The sequence below is a fragment of the Rubrivivax rivuli genome (genome assembly GCF_004016505.1).
In the GTDB taxonomy this organism is placed as follows: Bacteria; Pseudomonadota; Gammaproteobacteria; order Burkholderiales; family Burkholderiaceae_C; genus Rubrivivax; species Rubrivivax rivuli.
Window position 1 is genome coordinate 767919 of the sequence record NZ_SACR01000002.1, and the last position, 26126, is coordinate 794044.

At 70.1% G+C, this 26126-nt stretch carries 25 protein-coding genes, 1 pseudogene and 1 riboswitch; of the genes and pseudogenes, 14 read left to right on the forward strand and 12 right to left on the reverse strand.

The genetic code is table 11. The features are described from left to right. Positions 1-91: 91 nt before the first annotated feature. Positions 92-1993: a glutamine--fructose-6-phosphate transaminase (isomerizing) gene (gene glmS / locus EOE66_RS07995; protein WP_128228124.1), complete on the reverse strand. Its 1902-nt coding sequence runs from the start codon at positions 1991-1993 to the stop codon at positions 92-94. A 139-nt stretch (positions 1994-2132) separates the two neighbouring features. Between glmS and EOE66_RS08000 the strand changes: the two genes are divergently transcribed. Next, positions 2133-2639 carry an Lrp/AsnC family transcriptional regulator gene (locus EOE66_RS08000; protein WP_164885029.1) on the forward strand — a complete coding sequence of 169 codons (507 nt, stop codon included), beginning with the start codon at positions 2133-2135 and terminating at the stop codon, positions 2637-2639. Positions 2640-2646: 7 nt separating this feature from the next. On the opposite strand, the gene EOE66_RS08005 is transcribed toward EOE66_RS08000, so the two are convergent. The 6 genes and pseudogenes from EOE66_RS08005 to EOE66_RS08030 form a co-directional block, all read right to left on the reverse strand. Next, the gene (locus tag EOE66_RS08005; RefSeq protein ID WP_128228302.1) at positions 2647-3831 is read right to left on the reverse strand and encodes a class I SAM-dependent rRNA methyltransferase; all 1185 of its coding nucleotides are present in this window, start codon (positions 3829-3831) and stop codon (positions 2647-2649) included. 72 nt (positions 3832-3903) lie between these two features. Next, a pseudogene (locus EOE66_RS08010) lies at positions 3904-4803 on the reverse strand (tyrosine-type recombinase/integrase); the annotation flags it as partial. A 17-nt stretch (positions 4804-4820) separates the two neighbouring features. After that, positions 4821-5519, reverse strand: coding sequence for a DUF484 family protein (locus EOE66_RS08015; protein ID WP_128228125.1), 699 nt, complete (start codon positions 5517-5519; stop codon positions 4821-4823). Next, positions 5516-6370 (reverse strand): diaminopimelate epimerase, encoded by an 855-nt coding sequence (dapF, locus tag EOE66_RS08020; RefSeq protein WP_128228126.1) that lies wholly within the window; start codon positions 6368-6370, stop codon positions 5516-5518. Before dapF ends, EOE66_RS08015 begins: the two co-directional genes overlap by 4 nt. 31 nt (positions 6371-6401) lie before the next feature. After that, positions 6402-7313, reverse strand: coding sequence for an LpxL/LpxP family acyltransferase (locus EOE66_RS08025; protein ID WP_128228127.1), 912 nt, complete (start codon positions 7311-7313; stop codon positions 6402-6404). Continuing rightward, positions 7310-8182 (reverse strand): lysophospholipid acyltransferase family protein, encoded by an 873-nt coding sequence (locus EOE66_RS08030; RefSeq protein ID WP_128228128.1) that lies wholly within the window; start codon positions 8180-8182, stop codon positions 7310-7312. The genes EOE66_RS08025 and EOE66_RS08030 overlap by 4 nt, the downstream gene beginning before the upstream one ends. A gap of 211 nt (positions 8183-8393) precedes the next feature. Here EOE66_RS08030 and metK point away from each other — a divergent pair, with 211 nt between their 5' ends. From metK to EOE66_RS08060, 6 genes are all read left to right on the forward strand, one after another. Then, complete coding sequence (gene metK / locus EOE66_RS08035; protein ID WP_128228129.1) at positions 8394-9572, forward strand: methionine adenosyltransferase; 1179 nt, start codon at positions 8394-8396, stop codon at positions 9570-9572. A gap of 78 nt (positions 9573-9650) precedes the next feature. Continuing rightward, a complete protein-coding gene (locus tag EOE66_RS08040) occupies positions 9651-10421 on the forward strand; it encodes a hypothetical protein (protein WP_128228130.1) in 771 nt (256 codons plus the stop codon). A gap of 20 nt (positions 10422-10441) precedes the next feature. Next, positions 10442-11533, forward strand: a complete 1092-nt coding sequence (locus EOE66_RS08045; RefSeq protein ID WP_128228131.1) for a DNA glycosylase AlkZ-like family protein — start codon at positions 10442-10444, stop codon at positions 11531-11533. 79 nt (positions 11534-11612) lie between these two features. Then, positions 11613-11687, forward strand: a riboswitch (S-adenosyl-L-homocysteine riboswitch). 72 nt (positions 11688-11759) lie between these two features. Further along, entirely contained in the window at positions 11760-13193 is a 1434-nt protein-coding gene (gene ahcY / locus EOE66_RS08050; RefSeq protein ID WP_128228132.1) for an adenosylhomocysteinase, read from the forward strand. A 10-nt stretch (positions 13194-13203) separates the two neighbouring features. Next, positions 13204-14043 carry a methylenetetrahydrofolate reductase [NAD(P)H] gene (gene metF, locus EOE66_RS08055; protein WP_128228133.1) on the forward strand — a complete coding sequence of 280 codons (840 nt, stop codon included), beginning with the start codon at positions 13204-13206 and terminating at the stop codon, positions 14041-14043. Positions 14044-14224: 181 nt separating this feature from the next. Beyond that, complete coding sequence (locus EOE66_RS08060) at positions 14225-14854, forward strand: OmpW/AlkL family protein (RefSeq protein ID WP_128228134.1); 630 nt, start codon at positions 14225-14227, stop codon at positions 14852-14854. Positions 14855-14872: 18 nt separating this feature from the next. Here EOE66_RS08060 and EOE66_RS08065 read toward each other — a convergent pair whose 3' ends face one another. Both EOE66_RS08065 and EOE66_RS08070 read right to left on the reverse strand, forming a co-directional pair. Next, on the reverse strand, positions 14873-15466 hold the full coding sequence (locus EOE66_RS08065) for a 5-formyltetrahydrofolate cyclo-ligase (protein WP_128228135.1): 594 nt from the start codon (positions 15464-15466) through the stop codon (positions 14873-14875). A 66-nt stretch (positions 15467-15532) separates the two neighbouring features. Continuing rightward, a complete protein-coding gene (locus tag EOE66_RS08070; RefSeq protein WP_128228136.1) occupies positions 15533-15892 on the reverse strand; it encodes a DUF2917 domain-containing protein in 360 nt (119 codons plus the stop codon). 114 nt (positions 15893-16006) lie between these two features. On the opposite strand from EOE66_RS08070, the gene EOE66_RS08075 reads away from it, so the two are divergent. The 5 genes from EOE66_RS08075 (at position 16007) to EOE66_RS08095 (ending at position 22112) form a co-directional block, all read left to right on the forward strand. Then, positions 16007-16957 carry a LysR substrate-binding domain-containing protein gene (locus EOE66_RS08075; RefSeq protein WP_128228137.1) on the forward strand — a complete coding sequence of 317 codons (951 nt, stop codon included), beginning with the start codon at positions 16007-16009 and terminating at the stop codon, positions 16955-16957. A 37-nt stretch (positions 16958-16994) separates the two neighbouring features. Continuing rightward, positions 16995-19082, forward strand: coding sequence for a lytic transglycosylase domain-containing protein (locus tag EOE66_RS08080; protein WP_128228138.1), 2088 nt, complete (start codon positions 16995-16997; stop codon positions 19080-19082). A gap of 24 nt (positions 19083-19106) precedes the next feature. Next, positions 19107-20066, forward strand: coding sequence for a complex I NDUFA9 subunit family protein (locus EOE66_RS08085; RefSeq protein WP_128228139.1), 960 nt, complete (start codon positions 19107-19109; stop codon positions 20064-20066). A gap of 114 nt (positions 20067-20180) precedes the next feature. Beyond that, complete coding sequence (locus tag EOE66_RS08090) at positions 20181-20858, forward strand: glutathione S-transferase family protein (protein WP_128228140.1); 678 nt, start codon at positions 20181-20183, stop codon at positions 20856-20858. Positions 20859-20888: 30 nt separating this feature from the next. Next, positions 20889-22112, forward strand: coding sequence for a multifunctional CCA addition/repair protein (locus EOE66_RS08095; RefSeq protein WP_128228303.1), 1224 nt, complete (start codon positions 20889-20891; stop codon positions 22110-22112). A gap of 7 nt (positions 22113-22119) precedes the next feature. Here the strand turns inward: EOE66_RS08095 and EOE66_RS08100 are convergent, their stop codons facing one another. The 3 genes from EOE66_RS08100 to EOE66_RS08110 are packed head-to-tail and all read right to left on the reverse strand — an operon-like array spanning position 22120 to position 24919. Further along, a complete protein-coding gene (locus tag EOE66_RS08100; RefSeq protein WP_128228141.1) occupies positions 22120-23589 on the reverse strand; it encodes a sodium:solute symporter in 1470 nt (489 codons plus the stop codon). 13 nt (positions 23590-23602) lie between these two features. Next, positions 23603-23794, reverse strand: a complete 192-nt coding sequence (locus EOE66_RS08105; RefSeq protein WP_128228142.1) for a DUF2905 domain-containing protein — start codon at positions 23792-23794, stop codon at positions 23603-23605. Between the two features lie 18 nt (positions 23795-23812). Continuing rightward, entirely contained in the window at positions 23813-24919 is a 1107-nt protein-coding gene (locus EOE66_RS08110) for a class I SAM-dependent methyltransferase (RefSeq protein ID WP_375137461.1), read from the reverse strand. 35 nt (positions 24920-24954) lie between these two features. Here EOE66_RS08110 and EOE66_RS08115 point away from each other — a divergent pair, with 35 nt between their 5' ends. Continuing rightward, complete coding sequence (locus tag EOE66_RS08115; protein WP_128228144.1) at positions 24955-25731, forward strand: SDR family oxidoreductase; 777 nt, start codon at positions 24955-24957, stop codon at positions 25729-25731. After that, positions 25731-26126 carry a dihydroneopterin aldolase gene (locus EOE66_RS08120; RefSeq protein ID WP_128228145.1) on the forward strand — a complete coding sequence of 132 codons (396 nt, stop codon included), beginning with the start codon at positions 25731-25733 and terminating at the stop codon, positions 26124-26126. Before EOE66_RS08115 ends, EOE66_RS08120 begins: the two co-directional genes overlap by 1 nt.

Sequence of the window (26126 nt, forward strand, 5' to 3'; positions counted from 1 at the left end):
GTGCGGTCGCAGGGGCCGCATCCCGACAGACGCTATTAAATCTCCGACAGACGTTATTCCCACGGATCAGCCGGGCGAGGCAAATCGGCCCTCACTCCACCGTCACACTCTTCGCCAGATTCCGCGGCTTGTCCACATCCGTCCCACGCGCGCAGGCCGTGTGATACGCCAGCAGCTGCAGCGGCACCACGTGCAGCAGCGGGCTCAGCGAGCCGTAGTGCTCGGGCATGCGGATGACGTGCACGCCAGGCTCGCTGCCGATGTGGGTGTCGCTGTCGGCGAACACGTAGAGCTGGCCGCCGCGGGCACGCACTTCCTGCAGGTTGCTCTTGAGCTTTTCCAGCAGCGCGTCGTTCGGCGCCACGGTCACCACCGGCATCTCGTCGGTGACGAGCGCCAGCGGGCCGTGCTTCAGCTCACCCGCCGGGTAGGCCTCGGCGTGGATGTAGCTGATCTCCTTCAGCTTCAGCGCGCCTTCCAGCGCGATGGGGTAGTGCAGGCCGCGGCCCAGGAAGAGCGCGTTCTCTTTGCGCGCGAAGTCTTCGCTCCACGCGATGATCTGCGGCTCCAGCGCCAGCACGGCCTGCAACGCCACGGGCAGGTGGCGCAGCGCCTTCAGCTCGGCGGCCTCTTGCTTCTCGCTCAGGCGGCCGCGCACCAGCGCCAGCGCCAGCGTCAGCAGGTACAGGCCCGCCAGCTGCGTGGTGAAGGCCTTGGTGCTGGCCACCCCGATCTCCACGCCGGCCCGCGTGATGTAGGCCAGCTTGCACTCGCGCACCATCGCGCTGGTGCTCACGTTGCAGATGGTCAGCGTGTGCTCCATGCCCAGGCTGCGCGCATGCTTGAGGGCCGCCAGGGTGTCTGCCGTCTCGCCGCTTTGCGTGATGGTGACGACCAGCGTCTTCGGGTCGGGCACGCTGTCGCGGTAGCGGTACTCGCTGGCGATCTCCACGCTGGTGGGAATGCCCGCGATGCTCTCCAGCCAGTACTTGGCCGTCATGCCGGCGTAGCTGCTGGTGCCGCAGGCGAGGATGAGCACGCGGTCCACCTCCTTGAAGACGCGGTAGGCGCCGTCGCCGAACAACTCGGGGCTGATGCCTTCCACGCCCTCCAGCGTGTCGGCCAGCGCGCGCGGCTGCTCGAAGATCTCTTTCTGCATGTAGTGGCGGTAGGGGCCGAGTTCGGCCGCGCCGCTGTGGGCGGTGACGGTGCGCACCGGGCGCTGCACGGGCAGGTAGCGGCCCTGTGCATCGGCAGCGGTGATCCACACCTTGCCGAGTTGCAGGTCGACCACGTCGCCCTCTTCCAGGTAGACGATCTGGTCGGTGACACCGGCCAGGGCCATGGCGTCGCTGGCCAGGAAGTTCTCGCCAGGGCACACGCCCAGCACCAGCGGCGAGCCCTGGCGCGCACCCACCACGCGGTGGGGCTCGTCACGCGCGAACACCGCGATCGCGTAGGCACCCTTCAGCAGCGGCAGCGCGCGCTGCACGGCGTCGAGCAGGTCGCCGTCGTAGAAGCTGTGCACCAGGTGGGCGATGACCTCGGTGTCGGTCTGGCTGGTGAAGACGTAGCCGCGCTCGCGCAGCTCGGCGCGGAGCTCGTCGTGGTTCTCGATGATGCCGTTGTGCACGAGGCCGATGCGCGCCACCGGCGTGGTGCTGGCAGCGTCGGCTTCCAGGCTGCCGAAGCCGGTGGCCATGGCGTCGACGTTGGCGCCGGCGCTGAAGTGCGGGTGCGCGTTGTGCACCGCCGGCGCACCGTGCGTGGCCCAGCGCGTGTGGGCGATGCCGGTGCCGCTGGCCACGCCGTCGGTGGCGATGTTGGTCTCCAGCTCGGCCACGCGGCTGGTGCTGCGCGCGCGCCGCAGGGCGCCGTCCTGGTGCACGGCCACGCCGCAGCTGTCATAGCCGCGGTACTCCAGGCGCTTCAGGCCTTCCAGCAGGATGGGAACGATGTTGCGGTTGCTGACGGCGCCGACGATGCCACACATGTGGAAAGCTCCTGGATGCTCAAAAGTGGCGCATGCTAGGCCAGGAAGCCCGGCATTTTCTTGCGATATCAACCTTGTTTTGAAGCAAAACGCCACTCGTGCAGATGTGCACGTCTGAAGATTCATATTCTGACTCATGATGAATTATTCTTTCATCATGAACCTCGACGCCACCGACCTGCGCCTGCTCGCCCTGCTGCAAGACGACGCCTCGCTCACCAACCAGGCCCTGGCCGACCGCGCCGGCACCTCGCCGGCCACGGCGCTGCGCCGGGTGCGCCGGCTGGAAGAAGGCGGGGTCATCGAACGCCGCGTGGCCTTGTTGAACCCACAGGCCCTGTGGGCGGGGCACGGGGGCCTCACGGCGCTGGTGGAGATCACGCTCGACCGCCAGGGCGCCGAGCACCTGGAAGCCTTCGAGGCCCGCGCCGTGGCCGACGCCGCCGTGCAGCAGGTGTGGCGCGTGAGCCCGGGGCCCGATTTCGTGCTGGTGGCGCACGTGGAAGGCATGCCGGCCTACCAGGCGCTGGTGCAGCGCCTCTTCACGCAAGACGCCAACGTGCGCAACGTGAAGGCCTTCTTCAGCGTTAAGCGCGCGAAGTTCGAGCCCCGGCTGCCGCTGCCGCCCGCCAGCGCGGCCGGCTGAGGCGTGCTCAGGCCGCCTTCAGCACCGCCAGGCCCTTGAGGTATTCGCCCTCGGGGAAGACCAGCGTGGTGGGGTGGTCACACGCGCCTTCCAGGCGCTGCAGGATGGCGCCGTCCACGCCGGCGTCCATGGCCGCGCCAGCCACGATCTTGTGGAAGAGCTCGGCGCCGATGCCGCCGCTGCAGCTGTAGGTGAGCAGCAAGCCCCCGGGCTGCAGCAGCTTCAGCGCCAGGCGGTTGATGTCCTTGTAGGCGCGGCTCGCGCGGTCGGCATGGGCCGCGGTGGGCGCGAACTTCGGCGGGTCGAGCACGATGCAGTCGAAGCGCCGGCCCTCCTTCAGCGCGTCGCGCAGGTACTGGTTGACGTCGGCATCGCGGGCTTCGCTGCGCGCGGGGTCGAAGCCGTTGAGCGCCACGTGCGCGTTCACGCGCTCGAGGGCGGGCGCCGAGGAGTCGATGCTCGTCACGCGCGCCGCGCCGCCAGCCAGGGCCGCCACGCTGAAACCGCCGGTGTAGCAGTAGCAGTTCAGCACGTCCTGGAAGCCGTAGTGCTGCACCCAGCGCTGCAGCAGCGCGCGGTTGTCGCGCTGGTCGAGATAGAAGCCGGTCTTGTGGCCCTGCGCCACGTCCAGCGTCAGGCGCCAGCCGTGTTCGGTGATGGTGATCTCGGTGGGCCCCTCGCCGCGCAGCCAGCCGGTGGCGGGCTGCAGGCCTTCCAGCCCGCGCACGCCGGAATCGCTGCGCTCATACAGGCGCGTGCAACCGGTGGCCTGCAGCAGCACGTCGGCCAGGGTCTGCTTCCAGCGCTCGGTGCCGGCGCTGAGGAACTGCACGCTCAGCGTGTCGGCATAACGGTCGACGATCAGCCCCGGCAGCCCGTCGGCCTCGCCATGCACCAGGCGCACGCCGTCGCTGGCGATGGGCAGGCGCGCGCGCAGCGCCACGGCGCGCTGCACGCGGCGTTCGAAGAAGGCGCGGTCGATGCGCTCGGCCTCGTCGAAGCTCCAGGCGCGCACGCGGATCATCGAGGTGGGGCTGTACGCCGCCCAGGCGAGGAACTTGCCGGCGGCGTCTTCCACGCGCACGGTCTCGCCGGCATCGGCGGCACCCTTGGCGATGCTGCCCTGGAACACCCAGGGGTGGCGGCGTTGCAGCGAGCGCTCTTTGCCCTCGCGGAGGCGGATGGCTTTCATGGCTTCAGATCCACTCTTTTTCTTGGCGCGCGGGTGCGCGGCGTCGTAGGCCCGTGCCAGGTGCTGGAAGTCGAGCTTGGTGTAGACCTGGGTGGTGCTGATGCTGGCGTGGCCCAGCAGCTCCTGCACGGCGCGCAGGTCGCCGCTGCTCTGCAGCAGGTGGCTGGCGTAGCTGTGGCGCAGCATGTGCGGGTGCACGCGCGTGGGCAGGCCGGCCTGCGCGGCCTGCAGCTGCAGGCGGTTGCGCAGCTGGTTGGGCGTGAGGCGCGTGCCCAGGCGGCTGACGAAGAGCGCCGGCTCGCCGGCCGCGGCCAGCGTGGCGCGCCAGGGCAGCCAGGCCTGCAGCGCCGCCAAGGCTGCGCTGCCGATGGGCAGGCTGCGGCGCTTGCCGCCCTTGCCCTGCACGTGGGCCGTGGCATCGGGCAGATCGAGCCAGCCGCGGCTGGCGCTGCCGGTCTCGGGCCCGGCCTGCAGGTCCAGGCCCAGCACCTCGGCCACGCGCAGGCCGCAACCGTACAGAAGCTCGGTGATCGCGTGGTCGCGCGCGGCCAGCGCGGGTGGGGTGTTCTCGGTCTGGTGATCGGCCAGCGCCATGGCCTGCTCCACACCCAACGCCTTGGGCAGGGGCTTGGCCGACTTGGGCGGGCGCAGGCCTTCCACGGGGTTGAGCTTCACCACGCCCTGGCGCCCCCACCAGCGGTAGAGGCCGCGCCACGCGGCCAGGTGGATGGCGATGCTGCGCGCCGCCAGGCCGCGCAAGCGCAGCTGCGCCACCCAGCCACGCAGGTGGTGCACCTGGGCCTGCTGCAAGGGCACAGCGCTGGCCGTCGCGGCGGTTTGCAGGCGGCGCAGCGCCTCGCGGTACATGGCCAGGGTGCGCTCGGCCAGACGCCGTTCCACACGCAGGTGCGTGAGAAAGTCTTCGAGCGCGGAATCGAGCGGCGCGTCGGCCGCCGGCACCGGCGTGCTCACGCGCCGCCCCGCCTGCCTCAGGCCTGCGGGCGCAGGCGCGAGAGCGCGGCCGACGAGACCTCGCCGATGCGCATCAGGAACTCGGTGCCCATGTCGGCTGCGTAGCGCGTGGGGTCGGGCGAGCCCAGCACCAGCAGGCCGAAGGCGCCGCTCTTGTCGTCCATGCCGTGGCGCAGCGGAATCATGGCCATGCTGGCCACGGTGACACCGTCTTCAAGCCACTCGCTCGCCTCGAAGCCGGCGTTGGCGCCGCAGTAGGGCAGCGTGAGGCTGGAGGCGAAGCTCTTCACGTCGTCGCTGGCCGGCTCGGCGTAGGTGGCGCCGTTGTGCGGCACATCCACGCCCCACAGGCGGATGGCGGCCTGCGGGATCAGGAACTCGTGTTTCAGCGAAGCCACCATGCGCCCGGGCAACTCGGCCGCGTCGGCCGTCAGCAGGATGGTGCGCGTGTAGCGGTGCAGGCGCTCGGCGATGGCCACGTTCTCCTGGCTGTTGCGGATCATCTCCATGATCTTCAATTCCAGGCCCTTGATGCGCTCGCGCAGCATTTCCATCTGCCGCTCCTGCAGTGAGACGGCACGCTGGCCGTGCGGGCTGGTGAGCTGGATGGCGCCCAGCAGCTCGGCATGGCGCTCGAAGAACCCCGGCGTGTTGGCCAGGTAGTTGGCGATGTCGGCTTCGGTGATGCCCTGCACCCCGTCGGCGTTGTTGCTCACAGTTCGATCTCTCCTTCGAAAACAGTCTCGGCCGGGCCGGTCATCAGCACCGGGCTCTCACCGCCCGCCCACTCGATGCGCAGGTCGCCCCCGCGCGTGTGCACTTCCACCGCGGCATCCAGCCAGCCCAGGCGGATGCCGGCCACCACGGCGGCGCAGGCGCCGGTGCCGCAGGCCAGGGTCTCGCCAGCGTCGCGCTCGTGCACGCGCAGGCGCACCTCGCTGCGCGTGAGCACCTGCAGGAAGCCCACGTTCACCCGGCGCGGGAAACGCGCGTGCGTCTCGATGCGCGGGCCCCAGTCGGCCACCGGCGCGGTGTCGACATCGGCCACGCGCAGCACGGCGTGCGGGTTGCCCATCGAGAGCACGGCCACTTCACAGCCCGGCGCCACATCCGCCAGCGGCCAGTGCTCGAAGCCGCCTTCGGCGCGCGGCTGCAGGCCGGCGGCATCGAACGGCAGGCGCGCGTGCTCGAACACCGGGCGGTTCATGTCCACCGTCACGCGGCCGTCGCTGCGCAACTGCAGCGTGAGCCGGTTGTTGACGGTCTCCACCTCCACGGTGGTCTTGCTGGTGAGGCCGCGCCGGTGCACATAGCGCACGAAGCAGCGCGCGCCGTTGCCGCAGTGCTCGACCTCGTCGCCGCTGGCACCGTTGAAGATGCGGTAGCGGAAGTCCACGCCCGGCGTGGCGCTGCGCTCCACGAGCAGGATCTGGTCGGCGCCCACGCCGAAGCGGCGGTCACCCAGGCGGCGCAGCTGCGCACGGCTCAAGGCCAGCGGCGCAGCCGTGCCATCGAGCACGACGAAGTCGTTGCCCGCGCCCTGCATCTTGGTGAACTGGAGCCGCATGGCGCGATTGTCGCAGCCGGGGCCCGAGGCTTCAGTACACCGGCGGTTCGCCAGGCGGGCGCGTCTTGAAGCGCTTGTGCACCCAGAAGTACTGCGCCGGCATGGTGGCGATCTGCTGCTCGATGAAACGGTTCATCGCCGCGGCGTCGGCCTCGGGGTCGTCGCTGGGCCAACCTTCCCAGGCCGGCATGAACTTCACGCGATAGCCCTGGCCGCCGGGCAGCATCTCGGCGATGAGGGGCTGCACCAGCATGCCCAGGCTCTTGGCCATGCGCGAAGGCGCCAGCAGCGTGGCCGCCGGCTGGCCGTAGAAGGGCACGAAGGCGGCATCGCGCAGGCCGAAATCCATGTCCGACGCGTTGAAGAAGGCCGCCCCCTTCTTGATGGCCCGCACCACCGGCATCGCGCCCTGCTGGCGGTTGAACAGCAGCGCCAGACCGAAGCGCGCACGGCCCTTGTGGAAGGCGGCGTCCATCACGGGGTTGCTCTGCGCGGTGTAGATGTCGCAGCCCATGCACGACTGGAAGAGCTGCGTGGCCGCGCCCGCAACCTCCAGCCCCACGAAGTGCGGCACCAGCCACATCACCGGCCTGTCGCTGCGCTCGGCCAGGTGCACCTCGCCTTCGACGTGGATCAGGCGCTTCAGCCGCTCGGCACTGGCGTGCCAGAGCAGGCCGCGCTCCAGCAGGCTGCGGCCGGTCCACATGAAGTGTTCGCGCACCAGGCGGTGCTGTTCGGCCACGCTCAGTTGCGGCATGCACAGCGCGATGTTGCGCCGCGCCACCTCGCGCCGCGCGCGGCCCAGGCTGTGCAGCAGCAGGCCCAGGCCCTGGCCCACGCGCGCCAGCACCGGCAACGGCAGCCAGTGCAGCAGCCACACCAGGCCCAGCGCCAAGCGGGCGGCGCCGTTGGCCGCAGCTTGCTTGAAGCCCGGCGCGCTCAAGACGCGCTCTCCACCTGGCGCGGCTGCTTGTAGCGGTGGTAGCCCCAGAGGTATTGCGAGGGCCGCTGCAGGATCACCTGCTCCATGCTGCGGTTGATGGCGATGGCAGCGGCCTCGTCGTCGATGCTGCCGTCGGCGGCGCGTTCAGGCAGCGGCACCGGCAACGGCTGCGCACGCACCACGTAGCCGGCGCCGTGTGGCAGGCGCTCGGTCCACAGCACGGCGACGGCGGCGCCTGTCTGCAGGACCAGGCGTGCGGCCAACGTCATCGTGTAGGCGGGCTGGCCGAAGAACGGCGCCCACACGCCCATGCCCGAGGGCGGCACCTGGTCGGGCAGCAGGCCCAGGGTCTCGCCCTTCTTCAAGGCGCGCATCAGGAGCCGCACACCCGCCAGGCTGGCCGGTGCGGTGGCCAGCGCCGGGCGGGCGCGGGCGGTCTCTTCCAGCTCGCGCAGCCAGGCCTGGCGCGCCGGGCGGTAGAGCACGGTGATGGGCTGACGCGCCCCGAAGCGCTCGGCATAAGCCTGCGCGCTCACTTCGAAGCTGCCCATGTGCGGCGTCAGCAGCACCAGGCCCTTGCCGCGGGCGAGCAGTTCTTCCAGCAGTTCAGCGCCCTCCCAGCGCACGGGGTCGGTGATGGGCTGTTCGCGCGGCCGCAGCCACAGGCGCGGCAGTTCCATCACCAGCTTGCCGGCATCGGCCACGGCAGCGCGGCGGTTGGCCGTGCTCACGCCTGCCAGCGTGGCGTTGGCCTTCAGGCGGCGGCGGTAGCTGGGGGACAACAGGTAGGCCAGCCAGCCCATGAGCCCGCCCAGGGCGTGCAAAAAGCGCAGGGAGCGGCGGGCGAGCCGGGGCAGCAGGAAGGACATCGTTCGTAGAATGCGGGCATCGCCGAGTTAAAGAACAACTTGCGGGGCGATCGCGGACGTGAAGCATAGCCACATGGCTGGGCCTCTCGCCGCCGGGGTGCCGGGCCTGCCAGCCCGAGCCTCAACAAATCCGCTAAAGCGTTCGCCGCGGCTCCAGAGCATCTGACCAGCGACGACGCGATCCAGGTGCAACTACAACGGAGCTTTTCCAGTGGCGAACGACTTCCTCTTCACATCCGAATCGGTCTCTGAGGGTCACCCCGACAAGGTGGCCGACCAGATCTCCGACGCCATCCTCGACGCGATCTTCAAGCAAGACCCCAAGAGCCGCGTGGCTGCCGAGACGCTGTGCAACACCGGCCTGGTGGTGCTGGCCGGAGAGATCACGACCAACGCGCACGTCGACTACATCCAGGTGGCGCGCGACACCATCAAGCGCATCGGCTACGACAACACCGAGTACGGCATCGACTACAAGGGCTGCGCGGTGATGGTCTGCTACGACAAGCAGAGCAACGACATCGCCCAGGGCGTGGACCACGCCAGCGACGACTACCTCAACATCGGCGCCGGCGACCAGGGCCTGATGTTCGGCTACGCCTGCGACGAGACGCCCGAGCTGATGCCCGCGCCCATCTACTACGCGCACCGTCTGGTGGAGCGCCAGGCCCAGCTGCGCAAGGACGGCCGCATGCCCTACCTGCGGCCCGACGCCAAGAGCCAGGTGACGATGCGCTATGTCGACGGCAAGCCGCACAGCATCGACACCGTGGTGCTGAGCAGCCAGCACGCCCCCGAGTGGAGCCTGGGCGACAAGATGAAGCCCGAGTTCACCGAGGCCGTGATCGAGCAGATCATTAAGCCCGTGCTGCCTAAGGAATGGCTGCAGAACACGCGCTACCTGATCAACCCGACCGGCCGCTTCGTCGTCGGCGGCCCGCAGGGTGACTGCGGCCTCACGGGCCGCAAGATCATCGTCGACACCTACGGCGGCGCCTGCCCGCACGGCGGCGGTGCCTTCTCGGGCAAGGATCCCTCCAAGGTCGACCGCTCGGCCGCCTACGCCGCGCGCTACGTGGCCAAGAATGTGGTGGCCGCGGGTCTCGCGCGCCAGTGCCAGGTGCAGGTGGCCTATGCCATCGGCGTGGCCAAGCCCATGAACATCACGGTCTACACCGAGGGCACGGGCAAGATCAGCGACGACAAGCTCAGCGCCATCGTGGCCGAGGTCTTCGACCTGCGCCCCAAGGGCATCATCCAGATGCTGGACCTGTTGCGTCCCATTTACGAAAAGACTGCCGCCTACGGCCACTTCGGCCGCGAAGAGCCCGAGTTCAGCTGGGAGCGCACCGACAAGGTCGAGGCGCTGCGCGCGGCCGCCGGCCTGTAATCGCCCCCCACGCAAAGAGGCCGCGCCCGCCCGGGCCGGTCCCTTTGCCGTGTGCGGGCCCGCCGTTAAGCTGCGCCCATGCCCGCCTCACCGCCGTCTTGCCCCCACTGCAGCCAAGCGCTGAACGCCCTGGCCCAACACCTGAAGCAGCCGCATTGCGGCAGCGCCAGCTGCCGCCAGCGCGCCGACGAGCAGCAACTGCAGAAGCGCTGGCAACGGGTGGTGGCGCTGGCCGCACAGCAGGCGGCAGAGGAGGGTGTCCCCGTCGCCGGCACAGCACCCGAAGTGGTCTGGCTGGACCCGGCGCCCCGCACGCTCGTCGCCGTAGGCGACGGCCTGCGTGAGCGGCTGGCGCAAGCTTGGCGCCTGGCCGCCGCCGAAGACCGGCGCCGGCGCCATGGTGGTGAAGATTCGGCCACGGCCCTGCCGGCCGCTGCCAGCACGCTGTGCGCCTTGTGCGGCGGGTATTGCTGCGTGCAGGGCGCGCAGCATCACGCCTTCATCGACGCCGAGGTGCTGGAGCGCTGGCAGGCCCGGCACCCCGGCCACACCACCGAAGACGCCATCGCGGCCTACCTCGCCGCATTGCCACCCGAACACCTGGACGGCGGCTGCGCCTTCCAGACCGCCACCGGCTGCCACCTGCCGCGCGAACATCGCGCCGACATCTGCAACCGCTACGTCTGCAAACCCCTGGACGCACTGGGCGACAAGCTGGCGGCCGCGCCCGAGACCGTGACGCTGGTGTTCTCGCGCCGGCTGCGGCGCTTCGACCGCGCGGGCGTGCTGCACCGGGGCGTGGGCACGCCGCTGCACGGCTTGCCGCAGCCCGACGACCTGCCCCCTTGAATTCCTGCCGACCCCGCCTGGTGCCACCCCCTTGCCTGGACGACCTGCGCCGCCACGCCGTGGCGCGCAGCCTCTTCAAGCCCACCACCTTGCCTGCGGCCCTGCGCCGCCTGGGCTTCGTGCAGGCCGACCCCATCCGCGCCCCGGCCCGCGCTCAAGACCTCACGCTGCGCCACCGCGTGCAGGGCTACCGCGCCGGAGATCTCGAGCGGCGCTACACGCGCCTGCCCATCGAGGAAGACTTCTTCATCAACTACGGCTACCTGGCGCGCGAGACGCAGGCGCTGATGCACCCGCGCACCGCGAACACGCCGTGGCCGGCAGCACGCTGGAAGCAGGCGCAGGCCGTGCTCGACTTCGTGCGCGAACGCGGCGTGGTGCACCCGCGCGAGGTGGACGCGCACTTCCAGCACGGCAAGGCGAAAAACTGGTTCGGCGGCAGCAGCAATGCCAGCACCCAGTTGCTGGACGGCATGCACTACCGCGGCCTGCTGCGCACGGCGCGGCGCGAAGGCGGCATCCGCCTCTACAGCGTTCGCGAAGTGCACGAAGCGCCGGCGGACACCGCCGCGGCGATGGACGCGCTGGTCGACCTGGTGGTGCAGAAGTACGCGCCGCTGCCGGAGCTGACGCTGAACATGCTGGTCAGCCGCATCCGCTATGGCGCCCCGCAATGGACGGCCTTGTGCAAGCCCGCGCTGGCGCGCGCCAAGGCGCGGCTGCCCAACGCCGCGGTGGACGGGCAACGCTGGTTCTGGCCCGACGGCGAGAACCCGGTCTCGCGCCGCCACGCCGTGCCCGACACGGTGCGGCTGCTGGCGCCTTTCGACCCCGTGGTGTGGGACCGCCGCCGCTTCGAGTTGCTGTGGGGCTGGGCCTACCGCTTCGAGGCCTACACCCCGGCGCCTCGGCGCGTGCGCGGCTACTACGCGCTGCCGCTGCTGTGGCGCGACCAGGTCATCGGCTGGGCCAACGCCAGCGTGCAAGGCGAGCGCCTGCAGGTGCAGGCCGGCTACGTCAGCGGCCGCTCCCCTCGCGAGTCGGGCTACGCCGCGGCGCTGGCCGACGAGGCGGCACGCCTGGCCGAGTTTCTGGGCGTGGCCCCGCCCTGACCGCAGGAATTCACGCTGCCGCGCAGGGCGTGAAGCCCGCGCCCCACGCATTCAGGGGCTTGTGGCTAGAATTCGCGGCAGTTCCGAGGAGCGTTGCAACCTTCAGCAAGAAGGCCAGGCTCGGATCTCTACATTGCAACCGCGCTCACCTGCACGACCGTGTTCGTGGGTGAGCTGATTCTCCCCATCGCGTGCGTGCAGGTCCTCAACCGTTTGGAGCCTGACCATGAATGCCGTTCTGAAACCCCTGCACACCAGCGACTACGCCGTGGCCGATCTTTCCCTGGCCGAGTGGGGTCGCAAGGAAATCAAGATCGCCGAGACCGAGATGCCCGGCCTGATGGCCATCCGCGAAGAGTTCGCGGCCAAGCAGCCGCTGAAGGGCGCGCGCATCACCGGCAGCCTGCACATGACCATCCAGACCGCCGTGCTGGTGGAGACGCTGCAAGCCCTGGGCGCCGACGTGCGCTGGGCCAGCTGCAACATCTTCAGCACGCAAGACCACGCCGCTGCCGCGCTGGTGGTCAAGGGCACGCCGGTCTTCGCCTACAAGGGCGAGACCCTGGTCGACTACTGGGACTACACGCACCGCATCTTCGAATTCGGCGCCAAGGGCAGCGAAGGCGAAGGCCCGAACATGATCCTGGACGATGGCGGCGATGCCACGCTGCTGATGCACCTGGGCAAGAAGGCCGAGACCGACCCCAGCGTGCTGGCCAACCCGGGCAGCGAGGAAGAGACCATCCTCTTCGCCGCCATCAAGGCCAAGCTCGCCGAAGACAGCACCTGGTACAGCCGCAAGGGCGCGCAGATCATCGGCGTGACCGAAGAGACGACCACGGGCGTGCACCGCCTGAAGGAAATGAGCGCCAAGGGCCAGCTCATGTTCCGCGCCATCAACGTCAACGACAGCGTCACCAAGAGCAAGTTCGACAACCTCTACGGCTGCCGCGAGAGCCTGGTCGACGCCATCAAGCGCGCCACCGACGTGATGATCGCCGGCAAGGTGGCCGTGGTGGCCGGCTATGGCGACGTGGGGAAGGGCAGCGCCCAGGCCCTGCGCGCGCTCAGCGCCCAGGTGTGGGTGACGGAGATCGACCCAATCAACGCCCTGCAGGCCACGATGGAAGGCTACAAGGTCGTGACCATGGAGTACGCCGCCGACAAGTGCGACATCTTCGTCAGCGCCACCGGCAACAAGAGCGTCATCACGCGCAAGCACATGGAAGCGATGAAGGACGAGGCCATCGTCTGCAACATCGGCCACTTCGACAACGAGATCGACGTCGCTGCGCTGGCCGACTGCACCTGGGACGAGATCAAACCCCAGGTCGACCATGTGATCTTCCCCGACGGCAAGAAGATCATCATGCTGGCCAAGGGCCGCCTGGTGAACCTGGGCTGCGGCACGGGCCACCCCAGCTTCGTGATGAGCGCCAGCTTCGCGAACCAGACGATCGCGCAGATCGAGCTCTTCAGCCACCCGGACAGCTACGACATCGGCAAGGTCTACGTGCTGCCGAAGCATCTGGACGAGAAGGTCGCGCGCCTGCACCTGAAGAAGGTCGGCGCGATGCTGACGGAACTGAGCGACGAGCAGGCCGCCTACATCGGCGTGCCGAAGACCGGGCCCTTCAAGCCCGACACGTATCGCTACTGAGGCCTGATCCATGAGCACCGAGCACAAGCCGGTGCCCATCAGCTTCGAGTTCTTCCCGCCCAACACCCCCGTCGGCAGCGACAAGCTGAAGACGGTGGTGCAGGATCTCTCGGCCGTGAAGCCGGAGTTCTTCAGCGTCACCTACGGCGCGGGCGGGGCCACGCGTGAGAAGACGCTGGCCACGGTGAAGGACATCGCGGCGATGGGCCACGAAGCCGCGCCGCACCTCAGCTGCGTGGGCAGCACGCGCGAGAGCATCCGCGAGATCCTGGGCACCTACCGCGCCCAGGGCATCCGGCGGCTGGTGGCGCTGCGCGGCGACCTGCCCAGCGGCACTGCGGTGGCCGGTGAGTTCCGCTACGCCGCGGACCTCATCGCGTTCATCCGCCAGGAGCAAGGCGCCGACTGGCACATCGAGGCCGCAGCCTACCCCGAGTACCACCCGCAGCAGCGCTACGCGAAAAAGGACCTCGAGCACTTCGCGGCCAAGATGAAGGCCGGCGCCGACAGCGCGATCACGCAGTTCTTCTTCAACCCCGACGCCTACTTCCACTTCGTGGACGAGGTGCGCAAGCTCGGCGTCACGGCGCCCATCGTGCCGGGCATCATGCCCATCCACAACTACGCGAAGATCGCGCAGTTCGCGGCACGTGACGGCATCGAGATCCCGCGCTGGGTGGCGTTGAAGATGGAGGGCTACCTCGACGACGCCGCCAGCGTGCGCGCCTTCGGCATCGAGGTGGTGGCGCGCCTGTGCCGCCGGCTCATCGATGGCGGTGCACCCGGCATCCACTTCTACACGCTCAACCAGAGCGCGCTGAGCCTGGACATCTGCAAGCAGCTGGGCTGAAACAGCCCCGGCCCGGCGGCGAAAGCCGCCCGGTTGCCGCAGCGCCACAGCGCTGCCCCGCCCGCTTGACCCAGGTCAAGCGGGCCCCCTCACCTGACAGCGGTGTCAGCCTTCGTGTTCCCTGCGGCAGTGCAATGGGTTCGAGGCCATGTGGCCCCGACCCACTCCCACGGAGGATTTCATGAAGACCACGACCCGCTCCACCACCCTGCCCTTCGCCAAGACCCTGCTCTGGGTCTTGCTGGCAGCGGCCGGCGCGGTCCAGGCCCAGGACACGGGCAACTGGCTGGTGCGCGGCCGCGCGCTGTACCTCGACTCGGCCAACAAGGACAGCACGGGCCTGAACCTGAGCGTCAACAACAAGACCTTCCCCGAGTTCGACATCAGCTACTTCTTCAGCCCGAACGTCGCGGCCGAACTGGTGCTGACCTACCCGCAGAAGCACGACATCCGCAGCAACGGCGCGAAGATCGGCACGCTCAAGCACCTGCCGCCCACGCTGCTGGGCCAGTACCACTTCACCGGGCTGGGCGGCTTCCGCCCCTACGTGGGCGCGGGCGTGAACTACACGATCTTCTCCGACGTGCAGTTCGCCCCGGCCGTGGTGGCCGCCCTGCAGCCGCGCATCAAGAAGCACAGCGTCGGCCTGGCCTTGCAGGTGGGCGTGGACGTGCCGGTGGGCGGCTGGCTGCTGAACTTCGACCTGAAGAAGGTGAAGCTGGAGACCGATGTCTATGCCGGCGCCACCAAGGCCGGCACCTTCAAGGTCGACCCGACGCTCTTCAGCATCGGGCTGGGCAAACGCTTCTGATGGGGCAGGGCAGCGGCCTCAATCCGGCCGCTGCCAGGCCACGCCTTCTTCGGTGAGCACGGCGTCCAGCGGCACGTCGTGCGGCTCGGCTGTCAGCCACGGCAAAAAGCCGAAGCTGTAGGCCAGGCCCACGGTGTACGGCCGGGGCTCTAGCGTGGCCAGCGTGCGGTCGTAGAAGCCGCCGCCATACCCCAGGCGCACGCCCCCCGGGCCGTAGCCCACGCAGGGCACCAGCAGCAGCGTCGGGTGGAAGACGGGCGTGTCTTTCGGCTTCGGAATGCCGTAGGCGTCGTCTTCCATCTCGCAGCCCGGGAACCACATCTGGAAGCGCAGCTGCTTGGTGCCCTTGTCGATGACGGGCAGGCCGATGCAGCGTTCTTCGTCGGCTTCCGTCCAGCGGTAGAGCGCCGGCAGCGCGTCGAACTCGCCCTTGATGGGCCAGTAGGCGCCGATGGCCTTGTCATCGCGGCCCATCAGCCAGACGCGCAGCACCTCTTGCAGGTGCATGGCGCGCTGGTGGCGGTCGATCAGGCTCTGGCGCTCGGCCTGCAGCTGGCGCCGCAGGGTCTTCTTGTCGCGCGAGGGTTCCAGGGGCGGCAGCGTGAAGCTCATGCCGCCGATTGTCAGGCCGGGGCCGCCTGCTGTGCCAGCGGGCGGCCCCGGGGGAGCGGCCGCCGCTCAGGCCTGGGCCGGCAGGCGCTGGCCGCGGGCCTCGGGCAGCACCCAGGGCCAGACCCAGGGCGATTGCCACCAGGCTCGCGCCGGCGCCTGGCCAGCCACGGCCGGGGCCAGCAGCACGCTCAGCCGCGCTTGCGGCCAGGCCTGCAGCACCCAGCGGCTGCCAGCAGGCAGCTCGAGGCTGTCGCCGGGCTGCAGCCACAGGTCTTCGGCCTCGGGGCCGGCTTGCTCGGGCGTCACCCACAGGCAACCTTCGTCCACGCGCAGCCAGCGCGCCACGGGGCTGGCAGGCAGCGTGGTGGCTTCGTGACCCCGCAGCGTCCAGGCCCAGGGGGCCGAGTGCTCATGCAATCTGATCATGGACAGTGATGTTTTCACGGTGTGCTCCTTGGCTACGCTCAGCGAAGCGAATCATCGGGTTAACCCCGGCCACCGTCCAATCATCTTGTGGCGCTTGATTGATAATCAGCGGTAATGAATGCCCCGCGCCATCGTCCGCTGTCCATCGGCCCCCTGCGGGCCTTCGAGGCCGTCGCCCGGCGGCTGAGCTTCCGCGCCGCGGCCGAAGAGCTGCACCTCACGCAGCCCGCCATCAGCCGCCAGATCCGCAGCCTGGAAGACGAACTCGGCGCCACGCTCTTCCTGCGCGGCACGCGGCATGTGGAGCTCACCGGCCCGGGCGCGCAGCTGCTGCAGACCGTGGCGCCCCTGCTGGCGCAGATGGACCGCAGCGTGCGCCAGATCCGCCACACCCAGCACCGCCAGCCGGTGGGCGTGACCACCTTCGCCAGCTTCGCCTCGCTGTGGCTGCTGCCGCGGCTGGCGGGCTTCCAGAACACGCACCCGGAATCGGACATCCGCATTTCCGCCAGCGACCACCTGGTGGATTTCGACGACCCCGAGATCGACCTCGCGCTGCGCTACTGCCGCCCCGAGCAGGCACCCCCGGGCAGCACGCTGCTGTTCGGCGAGGTGCTCACGCCCGTGGCCAGCCCGGCGCTGCTGCAACGCCTGCCGCTGCGCAGCGCCGCCGACCTGGCCGGCCACACCCTGCTGGAAGAAGACGACCCCCGCCCCAGCGCCGAGTACCTGAGCTGGCGCCACTGGCTGCGCCTGAACGCACCGCCCGCGCTGCAGCCGCGCGGCTGGGTCTACCTGAACTTCACCTACCAGCAAGTGCAGGCCGCGCTGGCCGGCCAGGGCGTGGCGCTGGCGCGCGTGCCGCTGGTGCGCGAGGCCATCGCCCGGGGCGAACTGGTCGAGCCCTTCGGCAGCGCCGGCCGCGTGGAATCGCCGTTTTCCTACTGGCTGGTGCGCTGGCCAGCGCGGCGTGAACGCCCCGCGCTGGCCGCCTTCGAGGGCTGGCTGCTGGAGCAGGCCGCGCTGACGCGCGAGGAACTGGCCCGTGAACCGCTGCCTGCATGACGCAGGGGTCACACCCCCCTGCGCTAAATTCAGCCGCATGAGACCGACTGCCCTCCCCCGCGGCCACTGGCCGGCCGGCCCGCGCTGGCGCGCGGCCGCCGCCGGCCTGCTGGCGCTGCTGACGCTGGCGGCCTGGGCCCCGGCACAGGCGCAACTGCCCCCGCCCGGCGCCGCCGACACCACCGTCGTGCAGGCCCGCGAGGCCCTGCGGCGCGGCGACCGCGCCGCGCTGCTGGCCGCGCGCGATGCGCTGCAGCAGCAACGCCACCCGCTGGCCCAGTGGGCCGACTACTGGGAGCTCAGCAACCGCCTGGCCACCGCGCAGCAGCCCGAGCTAGACGCCTTCTACGCGCGCTGGCCGGGCACCTACGTCGAAGACCGCCTGCGCAATGACTGGCTGCTCGAACTGGGCCGCCGGCAAGACTGGGCCGGCGTGCGCGCGGAGTTCCCGCGCTTCCGCATGAACGACGACCGCGAGGTCACCTGCCACGTGCTGCTGGCGCGCCACCTGGAAAAGCAGGACGTGCGCCAGGCCGCCCTGGCCGCCTGGCAGGCGCAGCGCGAGTTGGAGCCCGGCTGCACCTTGCTGGCCGCCACGCTGCTGGAGGCCCGCGTTTTCACCGACGACGACATCTGGGCCCGCGTGCACGCCGCTGCCGAGCAAGGCCGCCTGCGCACCGTGCGCACCGCCGCGGCCTTGCTGGGCAAGCCCACCGAGAAGGCGGTGGTGGAGATCGTCGAGCGGCCCGACCGCTACCTGAAGCAGCGCAACGCCGGCGCCGGCCGCCAGGGCCACCCGCTGCTGATGCTGGCGCTGATGCGCCTGGCTGTGGAAGACCCCGACGAAGCCGCCAAGCGCCTGTCGGCCAACACCACCGCGCGGCTGAGCACGGCGCAGGAAGCCTTCGTGTGGGCGCAGATCGCCCGCCAGGCCGGCCTAAAGCTGCAGCCGCAGGCCGCCGAACACGCGCGTCATGCCTGGAAGCTGTGGGACCGCGCGAACAAGCCCGGCGTGCAGCCACCCTGGAGCGAAGACGTGCTGGCCTGGCACGTGCGCGCCGCCCTGCGCCTGCCGGCACGCGACACCACGCGCTGGGCGCTGGTGCAACGCGCCATCGAGGCCATGCCCCCGGCCGAGCAGCGCCAGGAGGCCTGGGTCTACTGGAACGCGCAGGCCGAACTCGCGCGCGCGCCGGCCGGGCCCGAGGGCGAGGCTGCCCGCGCCACGGCGCGCAGCGCGCTGGCGGGGCTGGTGTCGCCCTTCAGCTTCTACGGCCTGCTGGCCGGTGAAGACCTGGGCCAGCCGCTGCGCCTGCCGCCCCCACCGCAGGCGCTGAGCGCTGCCGAACGCGAGGCCGTGCGCGGCAACCCTGGCTTCCAGCGCGCGCTGCAGCTGCTGGCCCTGGGCCTGCGCAGCGAGGGCACGCGCGAGTGGAACTACACGCTGCGCGGCCTGCCCGAACGCGAACTGCTGGGCGCCGCGCAATGGGCCTGCGAGCGCGAGGTCTGGGACCGCTGCATCAACACCAGTGAGCGCACGCGCAGCGAGATCGACGTGCAGCACCGTTACCCGCTGGCTTTCCGCGAGATGGTGCAGGAGCGCGCCCGCGGCGCCGGGCTCGACCCCGCACTGGTGCTGGGCCTGATCCGCCAGGAATCGCGCTTCGTCATCGACGCGCGCTCGGGCGTAGGCGCCAGCGGCCTGATGCAGCTGATGCCCGACACCGCGCGCTGGACGGCGCGCAAGCTCGGCCTGCCCTGGCAGGCCGGCTTCATCAACGACACCAGCCTGAACCTGCAGCTCGGCACCTTCTACCTGAAGCGCGTGCTCGACGACCTGGACGGCTCGCTCACCATGGCCGCGGCAGCCTACAACGCCGGCCCCAACCGCCCGCGACGCTGGCGCGAGGCCGGCGGCACGCACGACGCGGCCATCTGGGCCGAGACCATCCCCTTCAACGAAACGCGCGACTACGTGAAGAAGGTGCTGTCCAACAGCGTGGCCTACGCCGCGGCGCACGCGCCCGTGCTGGGCGGCCGCGTGCCCACGCTGCGCGAGCGCCTGGGCAAGCCCATCGGCCCGCGCGACCCCGCCGCGGCGGCACCCGACCGCGACCTGCCCTGACCGAAACCGAGTCCCGATCCCCCCATGAACAGCATCCTCGTCCTTGGTGGCACCGGCTTCGTCGGCCGTGCCTTGTGCCAGCGCCTGGCGGCCTCGAACCCGCGGCTGCGCATCGTGGTGCCTTCGCGCCGCCCGGCGCGCGCCAAGGGCCTGAGCGCCCTGCCCACGGTGCAGCTGGTGCAGGCCGACGTGAACGACGACGCCACGCTCGCACGCCTGGTGGCCGGCAACGATGCGGTGGTGAACCTGGTGGCCATCCTGCACGGCAGCCCGGCCGCCTTCGACCGCGCCCACGTGCAGCTGCCGCGCCACCTGGCGCAGGCCTGCCGCAACGCGGGGGTGCAGCGCCTGGTGCATGTCAGCGCCCTGGGCGTGGGCCGTGAAGTGAATGCCGCGCCGTCGAACTACCTGCGCAGCAAGACCGCCGGCGAACACGTGCTGGAGCAAAGCGGCCTGCAGCTCACGCTGCTGCGGCCCTCGGTCATCTTCGGCGCCGAAGACAGCTTCCTCAACCTCTTCGCGCAGCTGCAGCGCCTGGCGCCCTTCCTGCCGCTGGCGGGCACGCAGGCGCGTTTCCAGCCGGTGTGGGTGGACGACGTGGCCGCCGCCATCGTTTCTGCGCTGCAGCAGCCGGCCAGCATCGGCAAGACCTACGAGCTGGCAGGCCCGACGGTCTACACGCTGGCCGAGCTGGTGCGGCTGGCGGGGCGCTGGTCGGGCCACGAGCGCCCAATCATGGCCTTGCCCGACGGCATCGCGCGGCTGCAGGCCCTGGCGATGGAGCTCATGCCCGGGCCCACGCTCATGTCGCGCGACAACATCGATTCGATGAAGCTGCCCAACGTGGCCAGCGGCCAGCTGCCGGGCCTGCAGGCCCTGGGCATCACGCCCACGCCGCTGGAAGCCATCGGGCCTGGCTACCTGGGGCACGAACACGGCCGCGCCAAGCTGGAGAAGCTGCGCGCCGGGGCGCGGCGCGAATGAGCGAGCCCCGATGCCGCCTCGGCATCGGATTCATGCGGGCAAATCAAGCCACGCGGCCGCATCTCGGCCTAGCATGGGGCCCTGCACGCATGGCGCGTGGCCCAGGAGAAAACCATGCACTTGGTGATCGGCAACAAGAACTACTCGTCGTGGTCGATGCGGCCCTGGGTGCTGATGAAGCAGCTGGGCCTGCCCTTTGAAGAACGCAAGCTGCGCTTCGATTTCTCACCCGGCTCGCCCTTCCGCCGCGAAGTGGCCACCTTCTCGCCCTCGGGCAAGGTGCCGGTGCTGCTGGACGACGATTTCGCCGTGTGGGACACGATGGCCATCATCGAGTACCTGCACGACAAGTTCCCCGGCCACGGGGTCTGGCCCGAAGACATGCGCGCCCGCGCCCGCGCCCGCTCCATCTGCGCCGAGATGCACAGCGGCTTCAGCGCGCTGCGCAGCCATTGCCCCATGAACATCGAGGCCGCGCTGCCCGAGGTGGGCGCCAAGGTCTGGGCCGAGCAGCCCGCGGTGCGTGCCGACGTGCTGCGCATCGAGCAGATGTGGGCCGAGGCGCTGAACGACAGCGGGGGGCCTTTCCTCTTCGGTGCCTTCAGCGCGGCCGATGCGATGTTCGCGCCGGTGTGCATGCGGCTGCGCACCTACGCGCTGCCCATGCCGCACCGCCTGCACGACTACATCGGCCGCGTGGCCGCCGCGCCGGGCGTGCGCGCCTGGATCGTCGACGCGCTGGAAGAGTGCGACTTCATCGTCGAAGACGAGCCTTACCGTCAGCACCGCTGACGTCACGCGAACCCTGACTTCCTGATGCCGATGCAGCTGTACGTGGTGGGCGGCGCCGTGCGCGACCGCCTGCTGGGCTTGCCCGAAAGCGACCGCGACTGGGTCGCCGTGGGCGCCACGCCCGACGAGATGCTGGCCCTGGGCTACAAGGCGGTCGGCAAGGACTTCCCGGTCTTCATCCACCCGCACACCGGCGAAGAGGTGGCCCTCGCGCGCACCGAACGCAAGACCGGCCCCGGCTACCGGGGCTTTGCCGTGCACGCCGCGCCGGGCGTGACGCTGGAAGACGACCTGCTGCGGCGCGACCTGACCATCAACGCCATCGCGATGGCCGAGGACGGCACGCTGATCGACCCCCACGGCGGCCAGCGTGACATCGAGGCGCGGGTGCTGCGGCATGTCTCGCCGGCCTTCGTGGAAGACCCGGTGCGGCTGCTGCGCCTGGCGCGGCTGGCGGCGCGCTTCGAAGGCTTCACCGTGGCACCGGAGACGATGGCGCTGCTGCGCCAGATGGTGGACGACGGCGAGGTCGACCACCTGGTGCCGGAACGTGTGTGGCAAGAACTTTCACGCGGCCTGATGACGGCCCGCCCCAGCCGCATGCTGGAGGTGCTGCGCGAATGCGGCGCCCTGGCCCGCCTGCTGCCCGAGGTGAACCGCCTTTGGGGCGTGCCGCAACCCGTGGCCCACCACCCCGAGGTGGACACCGGCGTGCACCTGTTGCTGGTACTGGACGAAGCCGCACGCGTAAACGCGCCGCTGGCCGTGCGCTGGGCCTGCCTGTGCCACGACCTGGGCAAGGGCAACACTCACCCCGAGGCCTGGCCGCGCCACATCGGCCATGAGGGCCGCAGTGCCAAGCTGGCCGCGGCGCTGGGCGAACGCCTGCGCGTGCCGGTGGAGTGCCGCGAACTGGCCGAGGTGGTGGCGCGCGAACACACGCACCTGCACGGCAGCGGCAGCTTGAACGCCGGCGGGCTGGTGCGGCTGTTCGAACGCTGCGATGCACTGCGCCGGCCCGAGCGCTTCGAGCAGGCCCTGCTGGCTTGTGCCTGCGATGCACGCGGCCGCACCGGGCTGCAAGACCGGCCTTACGAGCCCGCCACGCGCCTGCCGCCCTTGCTGGCCGCTGCACGCACCATCGACACCGCCACGGCAGCACAAGCCGCGATGTCGCGCGGCAAACAAGGCCCCGAGATCGGCGCCGCGGTGCACAACGCGCGCGTGGCCGCGGTGCAGGCCGCGCTGGGCTGAAGCGGCTTCAGCGCGGCGCGGCGGCCTGGCGGGCCGCAGCGCGCGGCGCCAGCAGCCACAGGCCGGCGTAGGTGAGCGCGCCGTTGAGCACCAGCAGCTCCAGCCCGATCTGCCAGCCGCCCAACCAGGCGGCCTGGTTCGCGTCCAGCACCCAGCACAGCGCCGGCGCGGCCACGGCCACCAGCGGCGCCCAGCGGTCGGGCGCCGGGCGGCGGCTGAAGATGGCGTAGGCGAACAGGCCCAGCAACGGCCCGTAGGTGTAGGCCGCCAGCTTCAGGATCAGCCAGATCATGCTGGGGTCGTCCACGGCCTTGAAAACCATCACCAGCGCCATGAAGAGCGCAGCAAAACCCAGATGCACCCAGCGGCGGATGCGCGTGCGGCGCGCTTCGTCGAGCTGCGTGCGCTGCTGCAAACCGAGGATGTCGATGCAGAAGCTGCTGGTCAGCGCGGTCAGCGCGCCATCGGCGCTGGGGAAGAGCGCCGAGATCAGCGCGATGACGAACAGCACCTGCACCGCCACCGGCAGGTAGCCCAGCACCACGGCCGGGAAGATGCGGTCGCCCGCGGTCTGCAGGCCCACCGTGGGCGCGAAGAGATAGAGCAGCCCGCCCAGGAAGAGGAACACGCCCACCACCGCCAGCAGCACGAAGGCCAGCACCACCAGGTTCTTCTGTGAATCGGCCAGGCGGCGCACCGAGAGGCTCTTCTGCATCATCTCCTGGTCCAGGCCCGTCATCGCGATGGCGATGAAGGCGCCGGCCAGCAGCTGCTTGGCCCAGAAATCGCGCGCCAGCGGGTCGGTGCCCCACACTGTCGACAGGCCCTGCACGTCCATCGCAGCCAGCGCCTGCGGCACGTTGAGGTTCAGCTTGTTCAGCAGGAACCACACGCACACACCCAAGCCCAGCAGCATGCCCGCGGTTTGCAGCGTGTCGGTGAACACGATGGTGCGCACGCCGCCTTCCAGCGTGTACAGCAGCACCATCAGCAGGATGACGGCGGCCGTCAGCCAGAAGGGCACGCCGAAGGCGTCGAGGATCATGTCCTGCAGCACCTTCACCACCAGGTACAGCCGCGCCGTGGCGCCCAGCGTGCGCGAGGCGATGAAAAACGCAGCGCCCGTGCGGTAGCTGCGCGGCCCCAGGCGCTGCGCCAGCGTGCCGTAGATGGAGGTGAGGCCGAGCTTGAAGTACAGCGGCAGCAGCACGAAGGCGATGACGAAGTAGCCCGCCACCTGCCCCAGCACCAGCTGCAGGTAGCCGAAATGCGTGAGGCCCACCGCGCCCGGCACGCTGATGAAGGTGACGCCCGACAGCGAGGTGCCCACCATGCCGAAGGCCACCAGCATCCACGGGCTGTTGCGGCTGCCGATGAAGTAGGCCTCGTTGTCGGCGCGGCGGCTCGTCCACCAGGCCACGGCCAGCAGCAGCGCGAAGTAGCCCAGCACGAAAGCCAGCAGGATGCCCGCGGTCATGGTGGCCGCGCCTTCAGAACATCAAACCGATCAGCATGGCCAGCACGCTGAGCACCACGCTGCTGGCCAGGGGCACGTGCCATTCACGGCCGCGGAAGGTGAAGCTGAAATCGCCGGGCAGCTTGCCCAGGCCGATCTTGCGCAGCCAGCCGTGCAGCACGTTGAAGAACAAGGAGGCCAGCAGGAAGACGAGCAGCCAGCGCATCGTGTGTTTGCCGCCGGCTCAGAGGGTGTGCGAGCGGTCGCCCGCCGCAAAACCCAGGGCGCCGAAGTCGGCGCCCTTCACGAAACCCAGCACCTTGAAAAGCTCGCCCATCTCGTGCTCGGTGATGAGTTTCTGGGCCATCGCGGTGCTGCGCACATCGGCGCCCTGCAAGAGATCGAGCAACCCGCAGTTCAGCAGGAAGCGCGCCTGGCTCGTGTAGCCCAGCACCTGCAGGCCGGCGTCTTGCCCGGCCAGCGCGATGGCGCTGAAGTTGACGTGCGCGGTGATGTCCTTCTCGCCCACCTGCACCAGCGGGTTCGCATCGGCCTGGTGGGCGCGGTGGCACATCAGCGTGCCGCCCGTGCGCTGCGGGTGGTAGTACTCGGCCTCGGGGAAGCCGTAGTCGATGAAAAACGCGGCGCCGCGCTGCAGGCGTTCGGCCAGGCTGCGCACGAAGGCTTCGGCCTGAGGGTGGATCTCGGTGACGGTGCCGGGCACGAACACACCCTCGCCGGGCGGGCGCAGGGTGGTGGCGCGGTCGGCCCAGGTGAAAGCCTCGCCCTCGATGGCCACACCGCGCTCCAGCCACTGGTGGCCGTCGAAGTGCAGCAGTTGCACGGGCATGGCGTCGAGCACCTCGTTGCCCACCACCACGGCTTCGATCTCGTTCGGCCAGGCGTTCGACCACTGCACGCGCGGTGCAAAACGCGCCAGCCGTTCGGCCTGCCGCTCGCGCAGCGTGCCGGACACGTCGACGATGGTGTAGCGCTGCACGGCATCGCCCAGCGCTTCCAGCAGCTGCTCGGCCAGCGCGCCAGAGCCGGCGCCGAACTCCAGCACCTCGTGTGTGCCCGTGGCCTGCAACGCCTGCGCCACCTGGCGCGCCAGCGTATGGCCGAAGAGCGGCGACATCTCAGGCGCGGTGACGAAATCGCTGCCCGAGCTGGGCATCGACCCGAACACCGGCGTGCCGCGCGTGTAGTAGCCCAGGCCCGGCTCGTAGAGCGCCATCGCCATGGTGCGGTCGAAAGGCAGCCAGCCGCCGTTTTCGGCGATGGCCGTGCGCAGGCGCTGACAGAGTCGCGCCGATAAACTCTCGGCCCCGGGTGCAGACATCCGCGGCATTGTAGAAACCCCTCCGCTCCTGTTCCCCACCCTTGATGGACACCCGCCCCGTCGTGCTGGTGACCGGCGCCGCCCAGCGCATCGGTCGCGAGATCAGTCTGCACCTGGCCACGCACGGCTGGCGCGTGGCCGTGCACTACCGCAGCTCGGCCGCCGCCGCGGTGCAGACCGTGGCCGCCATTCGCGAGGCCGGCGGCGTGGCGATGTCCTTCGCCGCCGACCTGGCCGTGGAAGCCGACTGCGAAGCCCTGCTGCCGGCGGTGCACCAGGCCTTCGGCCGGGTGGACGCCGTGGTGAACAACGCCTCGCTCTTCGAGTACGACGACGTCGCCAGCTTCAGCGCCGCGCGCATGGAAGCGCACTGGCGCGCGAACACCCTGCCCGCCATCGTGCTGGCACGCGCTCTGCATGGCCTGCTGGGCGAGGCAGCCCAAGGCTGTGTGATCAACATCCTCGACCAGAAACTCTGGAACCCCAACCCCGACTACCTCAGCTACACGCTGAGCAAGGCCGCGCTGGAAGCCGCCAACACGCTGCTGGCGCAGGCGCTGGCGCCGCGCGTGCGCGTGTGCGGCGTGGCGCCGGGCGTGACGCTGCTTTCGGGCGAGATGAGCGGCGATGAATTCAGCGCCTCGCACACCATGACGCCGCTGGGCCGCAGTTCCACGCCGGCCGACGTGGCGCGCGCCGTGCACTACCTGCTGGAGGCGCCCGCCGTCACCGGCACCACCTTGCTGGTCGATGGCGGCCAGCACCTGCAGGCCCAGGCGCGGGACGTGATGTTCCTGGCCCGAGACAAGAAAGACACCTGATGCAAAGCCTGCTGAACCACCCGAGCCTGATGGACTGCCGCCGGCTCTTCCTGCGCGACTACGCCGTCTGGATCAACATCGGCGTGCACGACTTCGAGAAGAAGGGCGAGCAGCGCGTGCTGATCAACGTCGACCTCTACATCCCGCTGGCGCTGTCCACGCCCACGCAGGACAAGCTGGACGAGGTGGTCGACTACGACTTCATCCGCCGCAGCGTGATGGAGCGCGTCTCCAAGGGCCACATCCACCTGCAGGAAACCTTGGCCGACGACGTGCTGGCGCTGATGCTGGCCCACCCCCGCGTGCGGGCCGCGCGCGTGTCCACCGCCAAGCCCGACGTTTACCCCGATTGCGAGGCCGTGGGCGTGGAAGTCTTCGGCATGAAGGAACAGTGA

What these genes read in the sequence shown, in the direction of transcription:
- glmS (WP_128228124.1), bottom strand. Translation starts at nt 1,993, where the DNA reads ATGTGTGGCATCGTCGGCGCCGTCAGCAACCGCAACATCGTTCCCATC.
- EOE66_RS08000 (WP_164885029.1), top strand. Translation starts at nt 2,133, where the DNA reads ATGAATTATTCTTTCATCATGAACCTCGACGCCACCGACCTGCGCCTG.
- EOE66_RS08005 (WP_128228302.1), bottom strand. Translation starts at nt 3,831, where the DNA reads ATGAAAGCCATCCGCCTCCGCGAGGGCAAAGAGCGCTCGCTGCAACGC.
- dapF (WP_128228126.1), bottom strand. Translation starts at nt 6,370, where the DNA reads ATGCGGCTCCAGTTCACCAAGATGCAGGGCGCGGGCAACGACTTCGTC.
- EOE66_RS08030 (WP_128228128.1), bottom strand. Translation starts at nt 8,182, where the DNA reads ATGTCCTTCCTGCTGCCCCGGCTCGCCCGCCGCTCCCTGCGCTTTTTG.
- EOE66_RS08040 (WP_128228130.1), top strand. Translation starts at nt 9,651, where the DNA reads ATGCCCGCCTCACCGCCGTCTTGCCCCCACTGCAGCCAAGCGCTGAAC.
- ahcY (WP_128228132.1), top strand. Translation starts at nt 11,760, where the DNA reads ATGAATGCCGTTCTGAAACCCCTGCACACCAGCGACTACGCCGTGGCC.
- metF (WP_128228133.1), top strand. Translation starts at nt 13,204, where the DNA reads ATGAGCACCGAGCACAAGCCGGTGCCCATCAGCTTCGAGTTCTTCCCG.
- EOE66_RS08060 (WP_128228134.1), top strand. Translation starts at nt 14,225, where the DNA reads ATGAAGACCACGACCCGCTCCACCACCCTGCCCTTCGCCAAGACCCTG.
- EOE66_RS08065 (WP_128228135.1), bottom strand. Translation starts at nt 15,466, where the DNA reads ATGAGCTTCACGCTGCCGCCCCTGGAACCCTCGCGCGACAAGAAGACC.
- EOE66_RS08070 (WP_128228136.1), bottom strand. Translation starts at nt 15,892, where the DNA reads ATGATCAGATTGCATGAGCACTCGGCCCCCTGGGCCTGGACGCTGCGG.
- EOE66_RS08075 (WP_128228137.1), top strand. Translation starts at nt 16,007, where the DNA reads ATGAATGCCCCGCGCCATCGTCCGCTGTCCATCGGCCCCCTGCGGGCC.
- EOE66_RS08080 (WP_128228138.1), top strand. Translation starts at nt 16,995, where the DNA reads ATGAGACCGACTGCCCTCCCCCGCGGCCACTGGCCGGCCGGCCCGCGC.
- EOE66_RS08085 (WP_128228139.1), top strand. Translation starts at nt 19,107, where the DNA reads ATGAACAGCATCCTCGTCCTTGGTGGCACCGGCTTCGTCGGCCGTGCC.
- EOE66_RS08090 (WP_128228140.1), top strand. Translation starts at nt 20,181, where the DNA reads ATGCACTTGGTGATCGGCAACAAGAACTACTCGTCGTGGTCGATGCGG.
- EOE66_RS08095 (WP_128228303.1), top strand. Translation starts at nt 20,889, where the DNA reads ATGCAGCTGTACGTGGTGGGCGGCGCCGTGCGCGACCGCCTGCTGGGC.
- EOE66_RS08100 (WP_128228141.1), bottom strand. Translation starts at nt 23,589, where the DNA reads ATGACCGCGGGCATCCTGCTGGCTTTCGTGCTGGGCTACTTCGCGCTG.
- EOE66_RS08105 (WP_128228142.1), bottom strand. Translation starts at nt 23,794, where the DNA reads ATGCGCTGGCTGCTCGTCTTCCTGCTGGCCTCCTTGTTCTTCAACGTG.
- EOE66_RS08110 (WP_375137461.1), bottom strand. Translation starts at nt 24,919, where the DNA reads ATGCCGCGGATGTCTGCACCCGGGGCCGAGAGTTTATCGGCGCGACTC.
- EOE66_RS08115 (WP_128228144.1), top strand. Translation starts at nt 24,955, where the DNA reads ATGGACACCCGCCCCGTCGTGCTGGTGACCGGCGCCGCCCAGCGCATC.
- EOE66_RS08120 (WP_128228145.1), top strand. Translation starts at nt 25,731, where the DNA reads ATGCAAAGCCTGCTGAACCACCCGAGCCTGATGGACTGCCGCCGGCTC.